This is a genomic window from Pseudomonas sp. UBA4617, assembly GCF_002386445.1.
Lineage (GTDB): Bacteria > Pseudomonadota > Gammaproteobacteria > Pseudomonadales > Pseudomonadaceae > Aquipseudomonas.
This window is the reverse complement of the sequence record NZ_DGIR01000008.1, coordinates 69,318-86,641: the sequence shown is the minus strand read 5'-3', so window position 1 is coordinate 86,641 and position 17,324 is coordinate 69,318. Positions and strand designations below refer to the sequence as shown.

Annotated in this window: 15 protein-coding genes and 1 pseudogene; 5 read left to right on the top strand and 11 right to left on the bottom strand. The window is 64.0% G+C overall.

Annotated features, from left to right (window positions below; genetic code table 11):
* The 7 genes and pseudogenes from B4L76_RS02230 to B4L76_RS02200 all read right to left on the bottom strand — a co-directional run.
* Positions 1–136: pseudogene (locus B4L76_RS02230) on the bottom strand (acetyl-CoA C-acetyltransferase); the annotation flags it as partial.
* A gap of 11 nt (positions 137–147) precedes the next feature.
* Complete coding sequence (locus tag B4L76_RS02225; RefSeq protein ID WP_296230191.1) at positions 148–915, bottom strand: SDR family NAD(P)-dependent oxidoreductase; 768 nt, start codon at positions 913–915, stop codon at positions 148–150.
* Between the two features lie 13 nt (positions 916–928).
* Complete coding sequence (locus tag B4L76_RS02220; RefSeq protein ID WP_296230189.1) at positions 929–2,575, bottom strand: AMP-binding protein; 1,647 nt, start codon at positions 2,573–2,575, stop codon at positions 929–931.
* Between the two features lie 137 nt (positions 2,576–2,712).
* Positions 2,713–6,123, bottom strand: a complete 3,411-nt coding sequence (locus tag B4L76_RS02215) for an NEL-type E3 ubiquitin ligase domain-containing protein (RefSeq protein ID WP_296230187.1) — start codon at positions 6,121–6,123, stop codon at positions 2,713–2,715.
* Positions 6,068–6,472, bottom strand: a complete 405-nt coding sequence (locus tag B4L76_RS02210) for a hypothetical protein (RefSeq protein ID WP_296230185.1) — start codon at positions 6,470–6,472, stop codon at positions 6,068–6,070. Before B4L76_RS02210 ends, B4L76_RS02215 begins: the two co-directional genes overlap by 56 nt.
* A 115-nt stretch (positions 6,473–6,587) precedes the next feature.
* The gene (locus B4L76_RS02205; protein ID WP_296230183.1) at positions 6,588–7,610 is read right to left on the bottom strand and encodes an AraC family transcriptional regulator; all 1,023 of its coding nucleotides are present in this window, start codon (positions 7,608–7,610) and stop codon (positions 6,588–6,590) included.
* A gap of 57 nt (positions 7,611–7,667) precedes the next feature.
* Positions 7,668–8,531, bottom strand: a complete 864-nt coding sequence (locus tag B4L76_RS02200; protein WP_296230181.1) for a LysR substrate-binding domain-containing protein — start codon at positions 8,529–8,531, stop codon at positions 7,668–7,670.
* Between the two features lie 111 nt (positions 8,532–8,642).
* Here B4L76_RS02200 and B4L76_RS02195 point away from each other — a divergent pair, with 111 nt between their 5' ends.
* On the top strand, positions 8,643–9,749 hold the full coding sequence (locus B4L76_RS02195) for a 2-aminoethylphosphonate--pyruvate transaminase (RefSeq protein ID WP_296230180.1): 1,107 nt from the start codon (positions 8,643–8,645) through the stop codon (positions 9,747–9,749).
* 34 nt (positions 9,750–9,783) lie between these two features.
* On the top strand, positions 9,784–10,611 hold the full coding sequence (gene phnX, locus B4L76_RS02190) for a phosphonoacetaldehyde hydrolase (protein ID WP_296230177.1): 828 nt from the start codon (positions 9,784–9,786) through the stop codon (positions 10,609–10,611).
* A gap of 32 nt (positions 10,612–10,643) precedes the next feature.
* Here phnX and B4L76_RS02185 read toward each other — a convergent pair whose 3' ends face one another.
* A complete protein-coding gene (locus B4L76_RS02185; RefSeq protein ID WP_296230176.1) occupies positions 10,644–11,708 on the bottom strand; it encodes an AI-2E family transporter in 1,065 nt (354 codons plus the stop codon).
* Between the two features lie 133 nt (positions 11,709–11,841).
* On the opposite strand from B4L76_RS02185, the gene yegQ reads away from it, so the two are divergent.
* Positions 11,842–13,158: a tRNA 5-hydroxyuridine modification protein YegQ gene (yegQ, locus tag B4L76_RS02180; RefSeq protein WP_296230174.1), complete on the top strand. Its 1,317-nt coding sequence runs from the start codon at positions 11,842–11,844 to the stop codon at positions 13,156–13,158.
* Between the two features lie 9 nt (positions 13,159–13,167).
* Here the strand turns inward: yegQ and B4L76_RS02175 are convergent, their stop codons facing one another.
* Positions 13,168–13,818, bottom strand: a complete 651-nt coding sequence (locus B4L76_RS02175) for a hypothetical protein (protein ID WP_296230173.1) — start codon at positions 13,816–13,818, stop codon at positions 13,168–13,170.
* Positions 13,819–14,001: 183 nt separating this feature from the next.
* Here B4L76_RS02175 and B4L76_RS02170 point away from each other — a divergent pair, with 183 nt between their 5' ends.
* Together B4L76_RS02170 and B4L76_RS02165 are read left to right on the top strand one after the other, a co-directional pair.
* The gene (locus tag B4L76_RS02170) at positions 14,002–14,430 is read left to right on the top strand and encodes a DUF411 domain-containing protein (protein ID WP_296230171.1); all 429 of its coding nucleotides are present in this window, start codon (positions 14,002–14,004) and stop codon (positions 14,428–14,430) included.
* Positions 14,431–14,563: 133 nt separating this feature from the next.
* Entirely contained in the window at positions 14,564–15,562 is a 999-nt protein-coding gene (locus B4L76_RS02165) for an alpha/beta fold hydrolase (protein WP_296230169.1), read from the top strand.
* A gap of 29 nt (positions 15,563–15,591) precedes the next feature.
* Here the strand turns inward: B4L76_RS02165 and B4L76_RS02160 are convergent, their stop codons facing one another.
* Together B4L76_RS02160 and zapE are read right to left on the bottom strand one after the other, a co-directional pair.
* On the bottom strand, positions 15,592–16,173 hold the full coding sequence (locus tag B4L76_RS02160) for a DinB family protein (RefSeq protein WP_296230168.1): 582 nt from the start codon (positions 16,171–16,173) through the stop codon (positions 15,592–15,594).
* A 14-nt stretch (positions 16,174–16,187) separates the two neighbouring features.
* Positions 16,188–17,294, bottom strand: coding sequence for a cell division protein ZapE (gene zapE, locus B4L76_RS02155; protein ID WP_296230167.1), 1,107 nt, complete (start codon positions 17,292–17,294; stop codon positions 16,188–16,190).
* Positions 17,295–17,324 lie beyond the last annotated feature (30 nt).

The following is a 17,324-nucleotide window of genomic DNA, read 5'->3' as shown; positions in this document are numbered from 1 at the left end:
CGGCGCGCTCGACGGCAGCGCGAATGGCCGCGCTGCCCAGCTGTGGCGCCGTCAGGCTCTTGAGGTCGCCCTGCAGGCCGCCCATGGGCGTGCGCACGGCGCTGACGATTACGATCGGGTCGTTGGCAAGGGTCATGTTGGTTCTCCTTACTTGGCAGCCATGCGCAGTGCACCGTCGAGGCGGATCACCTCGCCGTTGAGCATGCTGTTCTCGATGATGTGGCGGGCCAGCGCGGCATATTCCTGTGGGCGACCCAGGCGTGGCGGGAACGGCACGCCGGCTGCCAGCGATGCCCGTACTTCCTCGCTCATGCCGGCCATCATCGGGGTTTCGAAGATGCCGGGGGCGATGGTCATCACCCGGATGCCGAAGCGCGCCAGTTCGCGTGCCGTCGGCAAGGTCAGGCTGGCGATGGCGCCTTTGGAGGCCGCGTAGGCGGCCTGGCCGATCTGGCCGTCATAGGCGGCGATGGAAGCGGTGTTGATGATCACCCCGCGCTCACCACCCTCGTCGGCCGCACCTTCGGCCATGGCCGCTGCGGCCAGGCGTAGCAGGTTGAAGCTGCCGATGAGGTTGACGTTGATGACCTTGGCAAAGCTCGCCAGGCCGTGCGGGCCCTGCTTGCCGAGCACTTTTTCGGCCCCGACGATACCGGCGCAGTTGATCAGCCCGTGCAGGCTGCCGAAGGCACTGATAGCGGCGTCGACCGCTGCCTGGGCAGCCTGCTCGTCGCTGATGTCGGCCACCGCGAAGCGGGCGTTTTCGCCTAGCTCGCGGGCCTTGGCTTCGACAGCCTGGGCATTGAGGTCGACCAGCATGACCTTTGCGCCGGCCTCGACCAGCATCTGCGCGGAGGCCGCGCCCAGCCCGGAGGCGGCGCCGCTGACAATGAAGTGCTTGTTGACTATTTGCATGTTCGGTTTCCTTTCAGGCGCCGGCAGGGGTGGCCTGATGCGCTTGTTGTTTGGCAACTTCCTGGTTACGCAGGATGAAGCGTTGCAGCTTGCCGCTCGGGGTCTTGGGCAGCTCGCTGACGAATTCGATTTCCCTGGGGTAGGCATGCGCATACAGCCGCTGGCGCACGTGCTGGCGCAGGGCTTCCTCCAGCGCGGCGCTGCCGACATGGCCGCTGGCCAGGATCACGAAGGCCTTGATCAGCTCGGTACGCTCAGGGTCCGGTTTGCCGATCACGGCGGCCTCGACCACTGCCGGGTGTTCGATCAGCGCGCTTTCCACGTCGAACGGGCCAACCCGGTAGCCCGAAGTGGTGATCACGTCGTCACTGCGGCCGACGAAGCTGATGCTGCCGTCGTGATTCAGTTCTACGGTGTCGCCGCTGAGGTAGTACTTGCCGACGAAGGCTTTGGTCGGCTGGCCGTGGTAGCCGGCGAACCAGCACAGCGGCGACTGTTCGCGGTCGACGGCAAGGATGCCCGGCTGGCCGGCGGGCAGTTCGTTGCCCTGCTCGTCCAGCACCACGATGCGGTGGCCAGGTATGGCGAAGCCGGCCGAACCCAGGTGCACCGGGTGCTGCAGGCCATGGTGGTTGCACAGCACCATGCCTAGTTCGGTCTGGCCATAGTGGTCGTGGATGGTCACCCCCAGCGCGTCGGCAAACCAGCGGATCACTTCGGGGTTGAGCGGCTCGCCGGCGCTGCTGACCACGCGCAGGCGGCCCTTGACCGGCCTGGCGAAGTCGTCGCCGGCGGCAATCAGCAGACGGTAAGCGGTAGGCGAACCGGCCAGGTTGGTGATGCCCAGTGTATCAATCACCCGGGCGCAGCTGTCGACGCTGAACGGGCCGTCGTAGAAGGTAGTGGCATGGCCCAGCGACAGCGGGCCGGTAACGGCGTAGTACAGGCCATAGGCCCAGCCCGGGTCGGCCAGGTTCCAGAAGTTGTCCTCCGGGCGCAGGCCGATGGCGTCACGCATGTAGCCCTGGAACGCGACGATCGCGCGCAGCGGCACCTCCAGCGGCTTGGCCGGGCCAGTGGTGCCGGATGTGAACATCAGCAGGAATGGGTCGTTACCCGAACGCATCACCGGCTCGCAGCGCTCCGTTGCGCTGGCCAGGCTCTGCTGGAAATCCAGCTCGCCACTGCGGGCGTTGACCGTGATGACGGTCGGGCAGCCGTGAACATCGTCCAGCTTGACGCGGTTGTTGCTGTCGGTGACGACCACACGGGCGTGGGACTGTTCCAGACGGTGCTCGATGGCCTTGGGGCCGAAGGCGGTGAACAGTGGCTGGTACACAGCCCCGAGACGCCAGGTGGCAAGAATCGTGATCAACAGTTCGGCAGTACGCGGCATCAAGCCAGCGACTCGATCTCCCGCTTGCACACCTTGGGCCTTGAGCACTGTGGCGAAACGGGCAGCCAGGTCGCTGAGCTGGTCGAAACTGTACCGCGCAGTGTTGCCGTCACGGTCCATGCAGGTCAGTGCCAGCCTGCCGTCCCCGGCATGGCGGTCGCAGCATTCGACACAGGCATTGAGGGCAGCGAGGTCACCATGCAGCGCCGCAGCAGCTGCCTGGTCATGGTCGAATGCACGAACGGCCTCGGCGTAATCACGCATCGTCGGACTCCTGGTTTGTTGTTTTTGGAGTTAGCCATCGGTCCGACGATGTTCGCGCCGCTCAGGCATGGCGACAATGGCCAAAGCTGTCAATCTGGATGACCGGTTTGGCCGCCTTGGCTCAGCCCTCGCCGCGCTCAACAGCGCGCAGATAGGACTCGGTCAGCCCGCTGATCAGGCGCTCGATATCCAACTTCCCGGTTGCGCAGCCGACCCAGTTGCGCTTGGTATTCAGCCTGCCCCAGGGCAGGCCTCTGCGCTTGAAGCCGGACCGAGCGCTGGCTGTAGTCAGCTGCGAGGGCGGCGAACATCTGCTGGTGGTGCTGGCGCAGATAACGGCGCCAGAATTCACGCTGGCTCAGGCTATCGGTCAGGGCGCTGATCGTCTGAGCGTGAGTCACCCGCCGGAATGCCTCCTCGACCTGCGAATCTGCCAGTTCCACCGCATCGGGGTAGTTCATGGCATGGGGTTGGCAGGGCAACTCCAGGCGAACACGCAGGCGCACTCGGTAGGCCAGCGGCAAGGCCAGTTCGTCGACATGCAGGCCAGCCAAGAGGCGCTGCCGACCATCCCGATAAGCTATCCCCTCAAGCTGCTCCAGGCGCAACAGCTGTCGACCCAGTGCCAGCAACCGGTTTCTGTTCTGCGGTTCGAGCGCCTGGGTTTCCGCCTGGGCCTGCATGACTTCCAGTTGCAGGGCACTGAAGTGGCTGGCGACCGCATCCGAACAGGACAGGGGCAGGCCGGCACGTTCGAAGATCCGTGCGCACAGTACCGGGTCGGCGTCCAGCGCACCCAGTAATCTCCACACGCCCTCGACCATTTCTGTTCGTGCCGCTCCCGCCTGACGATAGTCTGCGGTGAATTCCAGACGGGCCAACAGCCTGAACAACCGGTTGCTCGCCGGTTGCTGCTGCATTCGCTGCCACAGGCCCTGCCGTAGCAGTTGTTCTGCTGCGTCTGCATCAGCAAGCAGAAGCGTCAGCGTCCGAGGCAGGTCTACCACCGGCCAGGCGGTCTCAGGCAGGTGCCCGTGTTCATTGATCACGTCAAGGGCATGAAACCGCTGCAACGCAATGTTCGACAGCGGATTGCGATCTATCAGGACGGCGCGGCGGAATGCGTAGGGCATTTGCTGGATCTCGTCCGGCACCGTGCGCAACTGGTTGTCACGCAGGTCGGCACGCTCGAGCGAAACACACATTTCCAGGGATTGTGGCCAGGTGCCAAGCCGACAATGGCGCAGGTTCAGGTTGGTCAACCGGGGGAAATGGTGAAGCCGCAGGTCCAGCGCCTCCAGCCGGTTATAGCTAAGGTCGAGGAGGACCAGATTGGGCAGACCATGGAGAATCTCGGTTGCCTGGGCATCGAGCCGGATCTGGTTATGTGCCAGGCGCAACACCTGGACATCCGGCAGATAAGCGATGCCCAAGGGCAGGCGTAGCAATTGGTTGCCGCTCAGGTTCAGCTCGGTCAGGGCGCCGAACGCGCGCAGGAAATCGACCGGAATATCGTTGACCAGCGTATCGTGGAGGCTCAGCACCGTAACCCGATGAAACTCGATCTGCGGCGGTAACGACGGCAGCGTACGCAATTGCGTGCCTGACAATGACAAGTGCTGCCCCTGCGCTCGACCTTCGCCAGCCGCGACCGCATCACCTTGTAATCGCCATGCCCGAAGAATGCTGTCTGCGCTCAACCTGCGCGCGGCCTGGCGACTTTCCTGCAACTCGCTGGCGACCCAGCGGTTCAGCTGCTGAACCAGCTGGTCGTGGGCGTCCTGGAGTTCAACCAGCCGCTCGAATATCGGGCGCTCGCCCTCCTGCAGTCGCGCCAGTTCCTCATCCAGCGCTGGCTCGTCCAGGCCTGGGTACAGCGCGCGCAGCCGGTCGCGAACGATCGCCTGCTCGTCCCTGGGGTTGACGGCAGGACGGTCGCTGAGGGGGTACCCCACACGCCCATCCTGCAGCCGACGGCCCGGGTTGAACCAGTTGCGCTGTTCGGGCCAGCCAAGCATGCGGGTCACGCCCCAATGCGAAGCGGGCAACTGCGCCAGCAACTGGTCGCGCAACTGTTCCGCCGAGTCGATACCTGGCCGCTGCGCGGGTGCCAGCGCTGCGAAGATGGCCTCGAAGATGCAGCCTGGGTCGGCCAAGGTAACCGCTTGCTGCTCACCCAGGCCGTTGTAAAGCTGGAACCTGCCATTGCTGCGCACCAGTATCCTGTCGGCCTGACCTTGCCCAGCACTACCGAGGAGCTTGATTGAACGCCCATCCACCTCGCCCGCACGCAGGTCAATCGCGATGTTCTCGAATTCAAGGCTATCGAGCAACGTCAGCGCAAGCTCCCCCGTTTCATCGCTGTAGCCGCTACTCAGGTATAACCCGGCCAACGCCCGGTTCAGCCGCGCCAGGCGCAACAACGAACGTGCGGCTTGCGCACAGTTCAACGGCAAGCGTTGTTCGACGCGCGCCATGTCCCGCTCAAGTTGGCTTGCCTGCCCGACCACTTCTTTCACATAGGCCGAAGGCAACCCTGGAAAGTCACGCCTGACCAACAGCGTCAGCGGGTCCTCGGCAAATGGCTGCTGCGTCAGCTGGGCGAACAATTGCGGTCGTAATTCAGCTTCCTGCTCCAGCACCTTGGCCAGCCCCTTGCCAACCTGCGGCCGGCCCTCACACCAAGCCAGCAGCTCACTGTCGGGCGGCATCAGGGTATTCAGGCGAGCGCGCGAAAAGAACGCCTCGATACGCGCCTGTGCCTGGAAAGCACGCAGGGTTTGCCCCAGGTTTACCGGGGCGCAGCGGTTCTCCACCAGCACACCCCGCAGCTCCTCCAGATCGACACCCGCCACCCGCAATATCTGCTCTGCCTGCCCAGGCTCGATAGCGGGATGCTGTGGCCACAGCACATCGAGCATCCGCCCGGGTTCCTCCCAGGCCAGCGGCTGTTCATGCAGCAGACGCCAGCTACGCTCGCCGTTATGCAGCACTACCGGGCCATAACCTTGGTCCATCGATGCATGGCGCAAGCGATAGGGCCCATCGGCAACCGGCTCATGTACCTCCAGATAGCGTCCATCGATGCGGATCCAGCGGCGCTCACCCACGGCAAAGCGCCCATCCTCATGCAAGTGAATGGTGTCTGGCATGGATTGATATTGCTCGGGGTCGTAGCGCCACAGGCGGCTGTTCTGGTTTCCGACACTTACCGGTTCGAGGCTGTCGACGAACGCGCTGCGCAGAAAGCTGGCACCTGCTACGGTAGCCGCCGTGGCCGCCACGGTCTCGGCAACGCATAGTAGATGGTTAAGCGCTTCGTGCTGGTGCCCCCTGGACCAATCCGTCACGCCTTCGTACACATCCGAACAGACCTGGACCACCAGCTGCCCCATGAGCAGGGCGCCGACGACAGGAATGAAGAACCCGGCCAGGTTCAGCAGGTCGAACCCAACAGCCTTCCACTCCGCGTGCCCGGCCGCTGCTGCGCGGCTATCGGCATCGGCGTTCGTTACCAGTGCCTTTGAAGTAGCTGGTACCTGCAGCAAAGTTGCGCATTAGCCGCTGCAAGCCGTTTTCACGGCTTTCGCTGTATTCGTAGGTCTGTATCAGTGTCCCGGGAAGCCTGGCAAACCGTGGTGCAACCTGAAGCCATTCGAGCTGGGCAAAAGCCACCCCGTCCGGCAAGGGTGCATCCAGCAACTTCGACAGGCGCTTTTCGGCGAACTGCGGGGGCGGCAGCAGATCAGGCATCAGTTCACGCAGGCGGGCCTGGCTCGCATGGTGTGCCTTCAGGCTGTTACGCAGGGTATTGATCTGGGCTCGCGAAGCGCGTTTGAGCCAGGCCGGCAACCGGGCTGCTATGAATTGATCGTGACTGGCAGTGACAGCGGGCATGAGCGGCTCCTGAGTATTGGCCAGAGCCGGTCACGCTGTACAACTGGCAAGGCACAACGCAGAGGGAAGCGTCTCGTGCACCTGGACGCTGCCGCCTGGCAGCCAGGTCTGTACCTCAACGCCCCGGCGCGCGCGCCTGGGTCAATGCGCGGTAGTGCCCGGGGTTGCAGCCGAACCACTTTCGGAATGCCTTGTAGAACGAACTGTTGTCGGCAAAGCCAAGACGTTCGGCAATCTCGCCCAGGGCAGCCTCTTCCCCGCTCAGCCAGGCAATCGCCAGTTCCCGTCGCACGCTGTCCTTGAGGCCTTGGTAAGTCTGCCCTTCTTCGGCAAGACGGCGGCGCAACGTCGATGGTGACAGGCACAATTGGCGGGCCAGGGTGTCGCCATCCGGCCATTGTCCAGGGGCCTGATGCAGCAAGTCATGGCGTAGACGCCGGGCGAAGCTGGCCGGGTCGCGGTACTTGACCAGGATATTGCCGGGGGCTTCGGCAAGAAAACGCTGCAGCTCCTCATGCGTGCGCCTGATCGGCAGGTCAAGGCTGTCGGCGGCGATAATCATGCGCGTGCGCGGGCGCTCGAACTGCAAGTTCTCCGAGAACATCACCCGGTAGTCATCGCAGAATGGCGGCTCGGCACAACGCAGGTCGATGGCCAGGATCGGGATGCGCCGCCCGGCCAGCCAGCAGGTCACACCGTGCACGATCATCCAGAAGGTGAAATAGGTGAAGGCCCGGCGCGGCGCGTCACGCGGTTCGTTGATGACGATCTCGGCCAGGCCTTGCTGGCGCACCAGGCTCGGCTGCAGGTCTTCCAGCATCAGCGACAGGAACGCCAGCGCGGTGTCCAGGCCGGCACCCAGCGTCGGCTGCGCCATGCTGGCCCGGCACATGAAGGCCAGGCTGCCGCTACGCAGGCCACGGGGGTCCATGGCGAAGAATTCGTCGTTGCAGCGCCGCGTCAGCAAGCGCCAGAGGCGGGCGTAGGCTTCGGCGCTGACGCGGGCTTGTGGCAGGTGCAGTTGCTCGACGGCGATGCCGGCCCTGGCCAGCAGGCCGCTGTCGGGTTCGCCAGCGGGGCAGGTCTGCAACAGTGCCTCACGCACCAGCTGCATGGAAATGGTGTCTTTTTCGCTCATCGACGATGGTGTCCGCTCAATATCGGCCATCTTAGGTCGCCCCTTGCAAAACAGCCATCACAGCTGCGCAGCCAGGCCGAGGAATGCCTGGATCAGGCGCAGCTCCCGACGGCGCTCCAGGCAACCGACCAGGTGCTGATTGACCAGGCCTCGACCGGCCAATGGCCGCGCCACTACCCGTGGGTCGTTGGCCACCTCGGTCGATGACACCACGCCGACGCCCAGTTCGCAGGCCACGGCCTCGGTCACCGCTTCGCGGCTGTCCAGCTCCAGCACTACCCGGGGCTGCACAGCCGCCTGGCTGCACGCCTTGTCAAAGGTGCGACGGGTGGTCGAGCTCGGTTCGCGCAACACCATGATCTGCTGGTGCAAAGCGGCCAGCGGCAGTTCGCCCTCGCTGCTGGCCCAGGCATGCCCCGCCGGCAGCAAGGCGCACAGCCGCGACTCGCACAGGCGCTGCAAATGCAGGCCCTTGCGTGGCTCGATCTCGGTCAGCACCGCCACATCGGCGTGCTCGCCAAGCAGTGCCGCGAGGGTCTCCTGGGCGTTGCCCAAACGCAGGTTGACCGTGATGCCCGGGTAACGCTCGCGCAGCATTGCCAGCATCGGCATGACCCGGTGCGGGCCGTCTGCCGCCACCTCCAGGCGGCCGGTCAGCAGCTGGCGATTGGCCTCGAGCATGGTCTGCGCCTCTTCCGCCAGGCCGAACATGGCGCGGGTGATGGCCGCCAGGCGGGTACCTTCCTCAGTCAACTCCACCCGCCGTGCAGTACGCCGCAGCAGGGTGATCTGGTAATGCTCCTCCAACGCCTTCACGTGCCCGGTCACCGCCGGCTGGCTGATGAACAGGCGCGCTGCAGCACGGGTAAAGCTGCCTTCACGGGCTACCGCGTCAAAAGCGCGAAGCTGAAACAGGTTCATTGGTATCGGCCTGACTTATAGCTTTGATAACAACAAACAATTTGATTGATGAGAGCCGGAATTGCAACCTAGCTGCGTAGTTTCAGCCCACCGCTTGCGAGGAACAACGGCATGAGCAACGCCCCGATTCTGCTGACTCCAGGTCCCCTGACCACATCGATCCGCACCCGCCAAGCCATGCTGGTGGACTGGGGCTCATGGGACCGCGACTTCAACCAGCTGACTGCCAGCGTCTGCGAGCAGTTGCTGGCGATCATCGCTGGCAGCGCCAGCCACCACTGCGTACCGTTGCAGGGCAGCGGCACCTTCGCCGTGGAAGCGGCCATCGGCACCCTGGTGCCACGTGACGGCAAAGTCCTGGTGTTGATCAATGGTGCTTATGGCCAGCGCCTGGCGAAGATCTGCAAGGTACTCGGCCGCGCCTACAGCACTTTCGAAACCGCTGAAGACCAACCGACCACCGCCGCCGATGTCGACCGCCTGCTGGCCGCCGACCCGACAATCAGCCATGTCGCGCTGATCCATTGCGAAACCAGCACAGGCATCCTCAACCCGCTGCGCGAGATCGCCCAGGTGGTCAAAGGCCACGGCAAACGCCTGATCATCGACGCCATGAGCTCGTTCGGCGCACTGCCCATCGATGCCCGCGAAATTCCCTTCGAGGCACTGATCGCCGCTTCCGGCAAGTGCCTGGAGGGCGTACCCGGGATGGGCTTCGTGTTCGCCGAAAAAGCCGCCCTGGCTGCCGCCGAAGGCAATGCCCACTCGCTGGCCATGGACCTGCACGACCAGCACGCGTACATGGCCAGGACCGGCCAATGGCGCTTCACCCCGCCAACCCATGTGGTGGCCGCGCTGCATGAAGCGCTGCAGCAGTACAACGAGGAAGGTGGGCTGCCAGCACGTCATCAGCGCTACGCCGACAACTGCAAGACCCTGCTCGCCGGCATGGCCGCCATCGGCCTGCGCAGCTTCCTGCCAGCCGAGATCCAGGCGCCGATCATTGTCACCTTCCACGCACCGCACGATGCCCGCTACCAGTTCAAGGATTTCTACGAGCGGGTCAAGGCCAAGGGTTTCATCCTCTACCCTGGCAAGCTGACCCAGGTCGAAACCTTCCGCGTCGGCTGTATTGGCGTGGTCGGGGCGGACGGCATGCAAGCCGCCGTAAATGCCGTGGCCGACGCGCTGCGGGAAATGGAAGTACTGGATATCTGACCCGTTGCCCACCCGAATTCAGGAATCAGCGCACATGAACTACACCAACCCCAACCAACTGCAGGCCGCCATTCTCGACTGGGCCGGCACCGTGGTCGACTTCGGCTCCTTCGCTCCGACCCAGATCTTTGTCGAAGCGTTCGCCGAATTCGATGTGCAGGTCTCCATCGAGGAAGCCCGCGGCCCGATGGGCATGGGCAAATGGGACCACATACGCACCCTGTGCAATGTGCCGGAAATTGCCGAGCGTTACCGCCAGGTCTTCGGCCGCGCCCCGACCGACGATGATGTCACTGCCATCTACAACCGCTTCATGCCGCTGCAGATCGAGAAGATCGCCGTGCACTCGGCGCTGATCCCCGGTGCGCTGGATACGCTCACCGGGCTGCGCCGCGACGGGCTGAAGATCGGCTCGTGCTCGGGCTACCCGAAAGTGGTGATGGACAAGGTGGTGGCGCTGGCGGCGCAGAACGGTTACGTGGCCGACCACGTGGTGGCCACCGACGAAACCCCGAACGGCCGCCCCTGGCCGGCCCAGGCCCTGGCCAACGTGATCGCGCTGGGCATCGACGATGTGGCGGCCTGCGTGAAGGTCGACGACACCGTGCCGGGCATTCTCGAAGGCCGCCGGGCCGGCATGTGGACCGTGGCCCTGGTGTGTTCGGGCAATGCCCTGGGGCTGACCTGGGAGGGCTACCGTGCACTGAGCGCAGAGAAGCTGGAAAGCGAACGCCAGCGCATCCACGCGCTGTTTGCCGGCTCCCGTCCGCATTACCTGATCGATACGATCAACGAATTGCCCGAAGTGGTCGCCGATATCAACCGGCGCCTGGCCAAGGGCGAGATGCCGCAGGCATCCTGAACCTTCAACGGGGCCGCGCTGCGGCCCATCCCCTACTCCGGCAACTGCACCTGCGGCTTGGTCGCGGCGAAGATCGCCCAGCTCGACACGAACAGCGCCGCGATCAACGGCCCGATGACGAAACCGTTGAGGCCGAACACGGCCAGCCCGCCCAAGGTCGACACCAGGATCAGGTAATCCGGCATGCGCGTATCCTTGCCCACCAGGATCGGCCGCAGCAGGTTGTCCACCAAGCCGATCACCAGCACCCCGAACGCTGTGAGGATCACTCCCGGCAGGATCGCCCCGGTCAGCAGGAAATACGCCGCTACCGGCGCCCATACGATGCCCGCACCCACCGCCGGCAGCAGCGACAGGAACGCCATCAGCACCGCCCACACCAGCGCGCTGGGAATATCCAGCACCCAGAAGATGAAGCCGCCCAACGCCCCTTGGGTAATGGCCACCAGCACGTTGCCTTTCACCGTCGCCCGCACCACGCGGTTGAACTTCAACTGCAGGCGGCGCTTCTGCTGCTCGGGCAGCGGTACCGCCAGCCGTACGCGGCGCGCGACCTCCGCGCCTTCGCGCAGGAAGAAGAACAACAGGTACATCATGACGCCGAAGCTGACCACGAACTCGAACGTGCCCTGACCAAAGCTGAACGCCCGGCTGGCCAGCACCTGGCTGCCCTGGGTCGCCCACTTGCTGATCTTGTCGCGCAGCCCGTCCAGGTTGCCCATGCCCATGTTGTCCAGGCCGCGCTGGGCGAAGGTCGGGAGCATGTCCTTGCCGCGCTCGACATAGCCGGCGATGTCCAGTTGCCCGCTCTCGATGCGCTGGTACAGCACGGCGCCCTCCTGCACCAGCAGGGCACTGGTGATGATGACCGGCAACACCGCCACCAGCAGGCACACCAGCAGGGTGGTAGCCGCCGCCAGGTTGCGTCGGCGCCCGAAGCGGATCAACAGGTGGCGCTGCAACGGGGCGAACAGGATGCCGAGTATTACCGCCCAGAAAATCGCGCCATAGTAAGGCAACAGGATCCACACGAAGGCAATGGTCACCAGCGCCAGGAGCACTGCCAGGGCTCGGTTCTGTAAAGCGGTTTCGTTCATCACCTGTCCTCGCGTGGCTTCTGGGATATTAGTGCGCACCGCGTGGGTAAAAGTGCCACGCTTTGCTTGATGCAAATCAATACCCGGAGTGTCCGGGAGCACTAGCATCCGCGCCTTTTGCCCCGGTGCGCACATGACCCCTACCGCCAAGCCCGAACTGCTGGCCCCAGCCGGCACCCTCAAGACCATGCGCTACGCCTTTGCCTATGGCGCCGACGCGGTCTACGCCGGCCAGCCGCGCTACAGCTTGCGGGTGCGCAATAACGAGTTCGACCATGCCAACCTGGCGCTGGGCATCCAGGAGGCGCATGCCATGGGCAAGCGCTTCTATGTGGTGGTCAACATTGCGCCGCACAATGCCAAGCTGAAGACCTTTCTCAAGGACCTGGCGCCGGTGATCGAGATGGCGCCGGACGCGCTGATCATGTCCGACCCAGGCCTGATCATGCTGGTACGCCAGCATTTCCCGCAGATGCCGGTGCACCTGTCGGTGCAGGCCAACACGGTCAACTGGGCCAGCGTGCAGTTCTGGCAGCAGCTGGGCCTGAGCCGGGTAATCCTGTCGCGCGAGCTGTCGCTCGAGGAAATAGAGGAAATTCGCCAGCAAGTGCCGGACATGGAGCTGGAAGTGTTCGTCCACGGTGCCCTGTGCATGGCCTATTCCGGCCGTTGCCTGCTGTCGGGCTACCTCAACAAGCGCGATGCCAACCAGGGCACCTGCACCAACGCCTGCCGCTGGAAGTACGACGCCACGCCCGCCACCGAGAATGCGACCGGCGACATCGTGCGCGAAGTACAACCTACCCTGGGCCTGGGTGCACCGACCGACCAACTGTTCCTGCTCCAGGAGAGCAACCGCCCCGGCAGCGAAATGCCTGCGTTCGAGGACGAACACGGCACCTACATCATGAATGCCAAGGACCTGCGCGCCATCCAGCATGTCGCCCGTCTGACCGGCATAGGCGTGCATTCACTCAAGATCGAGGGCCGCACCAAGTCGCATTTCTACTGCGCGCGTGCCGTGCAGGCGTACCGCCAGGCCATCGACGACGCGGTGGCCGGGCGGCCATTCGACCGCGCGCTGATGGACAACCTCGAGTCGCTGGCACAACGAGGCTACACCGAGGGCTTCCTGCGCCGCCATGTGCACGATGAATACCAGAACTACCAGCGCGGCAACTCGGTATCCGAGCGCCAGCAGTTCGTGGGCGAGCTGACCGGAACGCGTGTCGATGGCCTGGCCGAGGTCAAGGTAAAGAACCGCTTCGCCGTGGGTGACCATATGGAGCTGATGACCCCGCGTGGCAACTACCACTTCGACCTTGAGCACATGAGCGACAGCCAGCGGCGACCCGTGAAGGTCGCCCCCGGCGATGGCCACACCATCTACCTTCCTGTTCCTGAGCAGGTGCCCCTGGCGTACGGCCTGTTGATGCGCGACCTGCCTTGAGCCGGATGACTACAGTTCGATCCTGGTAACGGCCTGAAGCCGCCGGCTGGTCAACTCTTTACGAATCTGCTCACGAAAGCCGGCGAAACGTTGCACATCGAAACGGTAGGCGGTGCCAATATTCCACATGACGATGTCTCGCTGGGTCTCGCTCCAGAAGCCAAAGTCGCGTATTTCGACGCTGCCATTGAAACGGAGGGCGTACACCGCCAGATGGATCTGGCCTGTCTCGTCCTTCTGGCAAGGTGTAACCAGAAACGAAGAGGTAACGTCGTTTTCCCATCCCGACTGCAAGAACTTCTTGGCATGGGCGCTGATTCGCAGCTGCTGCATGGATGCACGCGCCAGTTGGGCCAACAGCGTCGCTGTATTGCCGGTCCCAATGGGCGCGAGCTTGGTAGCGAAATCGTCATAGTCCTTGATGACCTGGGGCGGCAGCGCCAGGACATCCGTTTTTACGCAACCGTGTTTCTCCAGACGATTGCGAAAGCGGTCGAGCCAGCTCTTCCACAATTCGTCCCGATCAAGGAAGCGGCTTGCAAAATCATCGGCATGATCCAGCAACAGCTGCACGTCCAGCCGTTCCTGTTCAGACAGGTCGGGGCCGATGCCAATCAGATTGTTCTTGGTGTACGACAGACTCTCTAATGATAGGGTCATGCTAAAGCCTCTCAGATAGGTCCACCAAAACGTTAGCCAGCGCGGCCACGCAGCGGCATCCGGAACCCGTACCTGAGCGGAACTGGGTGCCCGACAGCCCTGGCAGCTGCAACAGGCCACGCCGCGCCAGGGGCCGATTGCGCTATGCTGCTGGCCTGCGTTTTCCAAAGGAGGGCTTCACCCATGCTGCGCAAACACCTGCTGACCCTGGGCCTGCTGGCCGTCACCGGCCTGGCCCAGGCCGCCGAAACCATCGACGTGTACCGCGACCCTAACTGCGGCTGTTGCAAAGCCTGGATCAGTCACCTGCGCGACAGCGGCTTTACCGTCAACGACCACGTCGAGCCGAACATGAGCGCGGTCAAGCAGCGCCTGGGTGTGGCACCACGCCTGGCGTCCTGCCACACCGGGGTGATCGATGGCAAATTCGTCGAAGGCCACGTGCCGGCCGAGCAGGTACGCCTGCTGGCCAAGCGCAACGACCTCAAGGGCCTGGCCGTGCCGGGCATGCCGATGGGCTCGCCGGGCATGGAAATGGGTGATCACAAGGATGCCTACCAGGTCATCGGCGTGACCCAGGATGGCAAGGACAGCGTGATCGCCAGCTACTGATGTCCTGCTGGTAATGGCAACTGACGCGGGCCGGTCTGGCTGGTTTCACGCCCGGTAACATCTTTCGCGCTTTGTGTGGTCAATCGACTGTTAAAGTCGCTTCTTCCTACATGGTCCTACACGGAGTGCCCCGATGCTGCGCGCAACCGCCCTGGCCCTGGCCTGTCTTGTCGGCAGCCCGGCCATCGCCTTCGAGTCGCCCACCTACGGCCCCCAACTCGAAGGCTTCAGCTACCCGTACCCACTCAGGCATTTCAATTTCCAGTCCCAAGGCCAGGCCCTGCAGATGGGTTACATGGACGTGCCTGCACAAGGCCAGGCAAACGGCCGTAGCGTGGTGCTGATGCACGGCAAGAACTTCTGCGCCGCCACCTGGGAAACCACCATCGATGCCCTGAGCAAGGCTGGCTACCGGGTTATCGCCCCCGACCAGGTCGGTTTCTGCAGCGCCACCAAGCCGGCGCATTACCAGTACAGCTTCCAGCAACTGGCGAGCAATACCCACGCCCTGCTCGAACAGCTGGGAGTCAGGCAAGCCGTGCTGCTCGGCCACTCCACCGGCGGCATGCTCGCCACCCGCTACGCGCTGATGTATCCGCAGCAGGTACAACGCCTGGTGCTGGTCAATCCCATTGGCCTGGAAGACTGGAAAGCCTTGGGTGTGCCCTACCGCACGGTGGACCAGTGGTTTGCCCGCGAACTCAAGCTGGACGCCGACGGGGTGCGCGAGTATGAGCGCAAGACCTACTACGCCGGGCGCTGGAAGCCGGAGTACGAGCGCTGGGTACAGATGCTGGTCGGCCTCAACCAGGGGCCGGGGCATGAGGCGGTGGCGTGGAACTCGGCGCTGATCTACGACATGATCTTCACCCAGCCGGTGTATTACGAGTTCAAGGACCTGCAGATGCCGACCCTGCTGCTCATCGGCGACCAGGACACCACCGCCATCGGCAGTGATATCGCGCCGCCGGAGGTGAAAGCCAGGCTGGGCAAGTACGCCGTGCTGGGGCCGCAGGTCGCCAAGCTGATGCCCAAGGGTGAACTGATCACCTTCGAAGGCATGGGGCATGCGCCGCAGATCGAAGAGCCAGTACGGTTCAACCGGACGCTGGTCGAGTGGCTGGACAAATGAGCCGGTAGCGAGGGGCTGTCCTGCTGTCCTTAACCTTTCCAGACTTGCGCCTCGGTCCAGCCCAATTCGGCAAAATCGCCTGCCCGCAAGCCCGCCTCCTCCTCGCAGAAAAACTCGTCCAGCTGCGGTGGCCGGATTGCCGTGTCGCTGAGCATCGCATGCACCTGGCCGCGGTGATGCACCTGGTGCTCGAACAGGTGAGCCAGCAGGCGCAAGCGTTGCTCACGCTGCACCCGGTCGGGCCGCACGATGTTCACGTAGCGGCCCAGCTCGTCATCACGCAGGCCTCGGCAATAGGTGATCAGCCGGTGATCGGCCTGGGCTTGCTCGGCATGCAGATCGGTACAGGTGGCGAACGGCTGTTCCGGCTCGAAGAAACGCTCGCCATCGGCGTCGGGCAACTCCCCGCGCTGCTCGCATTCGAGCATGTGCAGGTAGAACCAGTCCACCGTCAGCAGGTGGTTGAGGGTGGCCTTGATCGACGGGAAAAAACTGCAGCGCGGGGCGACGAATTCGTCCTGGGTCAGCTGCAGGCAAGCCTTGTACAGGCGGTGGTTGGCCCAGCCATTGTTGTAGGCCTGGGTCAGCAGATAATGCGACAACGGCTCCATGGCTACACTCCTTTTCAGGCGAAGCGTTGCAGTTGCATCTCCCGTAGCCGGCTCAGGGTCCGTTGGTACGGGAACGCCAGATACCCATGAGTGTAGAGGGCATCGAGCGGCACCTGAGCCTCCAGATACAACGCCACCCGGCGGTCATAGCATTCGTCGACCAGGGCGATGAAGCGGCGCACCGCATCATCCCTGGGTGACAGCGCCGGCAGTTCACGCTCGCCCGCCGCCACCCGCTGCGCGCCATCCTCGGTGCCACGGGCGATGCGCCCGGCCCGCTGTTCACCGCCGAGCGCCGGAATGCCCGATACCAGGATGGCTGGAAAACGGTCACACAAGGCCATGAATTCCATGGCTGCCAGCGGCTGTTCGCACAAGTCGCTGAAGCGGCACCAGATAGCCTGCTGGCTGCGCCGCACCACCTGCACCTGCCTGGCCCCCAGGGCAAGGGGCCGCTCATCGCCGGCATCGTTCGGGCTGAGCCGGCGGAACACTTCATCCAGCTGGCTGGCTTGCCCCGCCTGCGCCACCCAGTAACGCTGGCGGGGGGCGCCGGGGTGCAGGCGATGGTCCTGTGCGCCGGCCACCGGCAGTACCTGCATGTACCGCTGGATGGCGGCGATCGCTGGCAGGAAACGCTCACGGTTGAAGCCATCGCGGTAAAGCTGCTCGGGTGGCTGGTTGGAGGTGCCGACAACGACCACGCCCTGTTCGAACAGCACCTGGAACAGACGGCCGAGGATGATTGCATCGCCGATATCGCTGACGAACAGCTCGTCGAAACACAGCACGCGGATCTGCGCGGCCAGCTCCCGGGCCAGCGCCAGCAGCGGGTCGGCGGTACCGTTGAGCTGGAACAGGCGCTGGTGGACCCAGGCCATGAAATGGTGGAAGTGCTGGCGCCGACTGGGAACTTGCAGGCACCGGTGAAACTGGTCCATCAGCCAGGTCTTGCCACGGCCGACCGGGCCCCACAGGTAGATGCCGAGGCTGGGGCGGCCTTGTTCGACAGCTTGGAAGCAGGCCTGCAACGCCTCGACGGCGCGTGCCTGGGCAGGGTCGGCAACATAGCCCTGTTGGGCCAGGGCCTGCTGGTAAAGGGATTGAGGGTCGATAGCCATGCGCGGCATTCTACCCGACCGGCGCGCCTA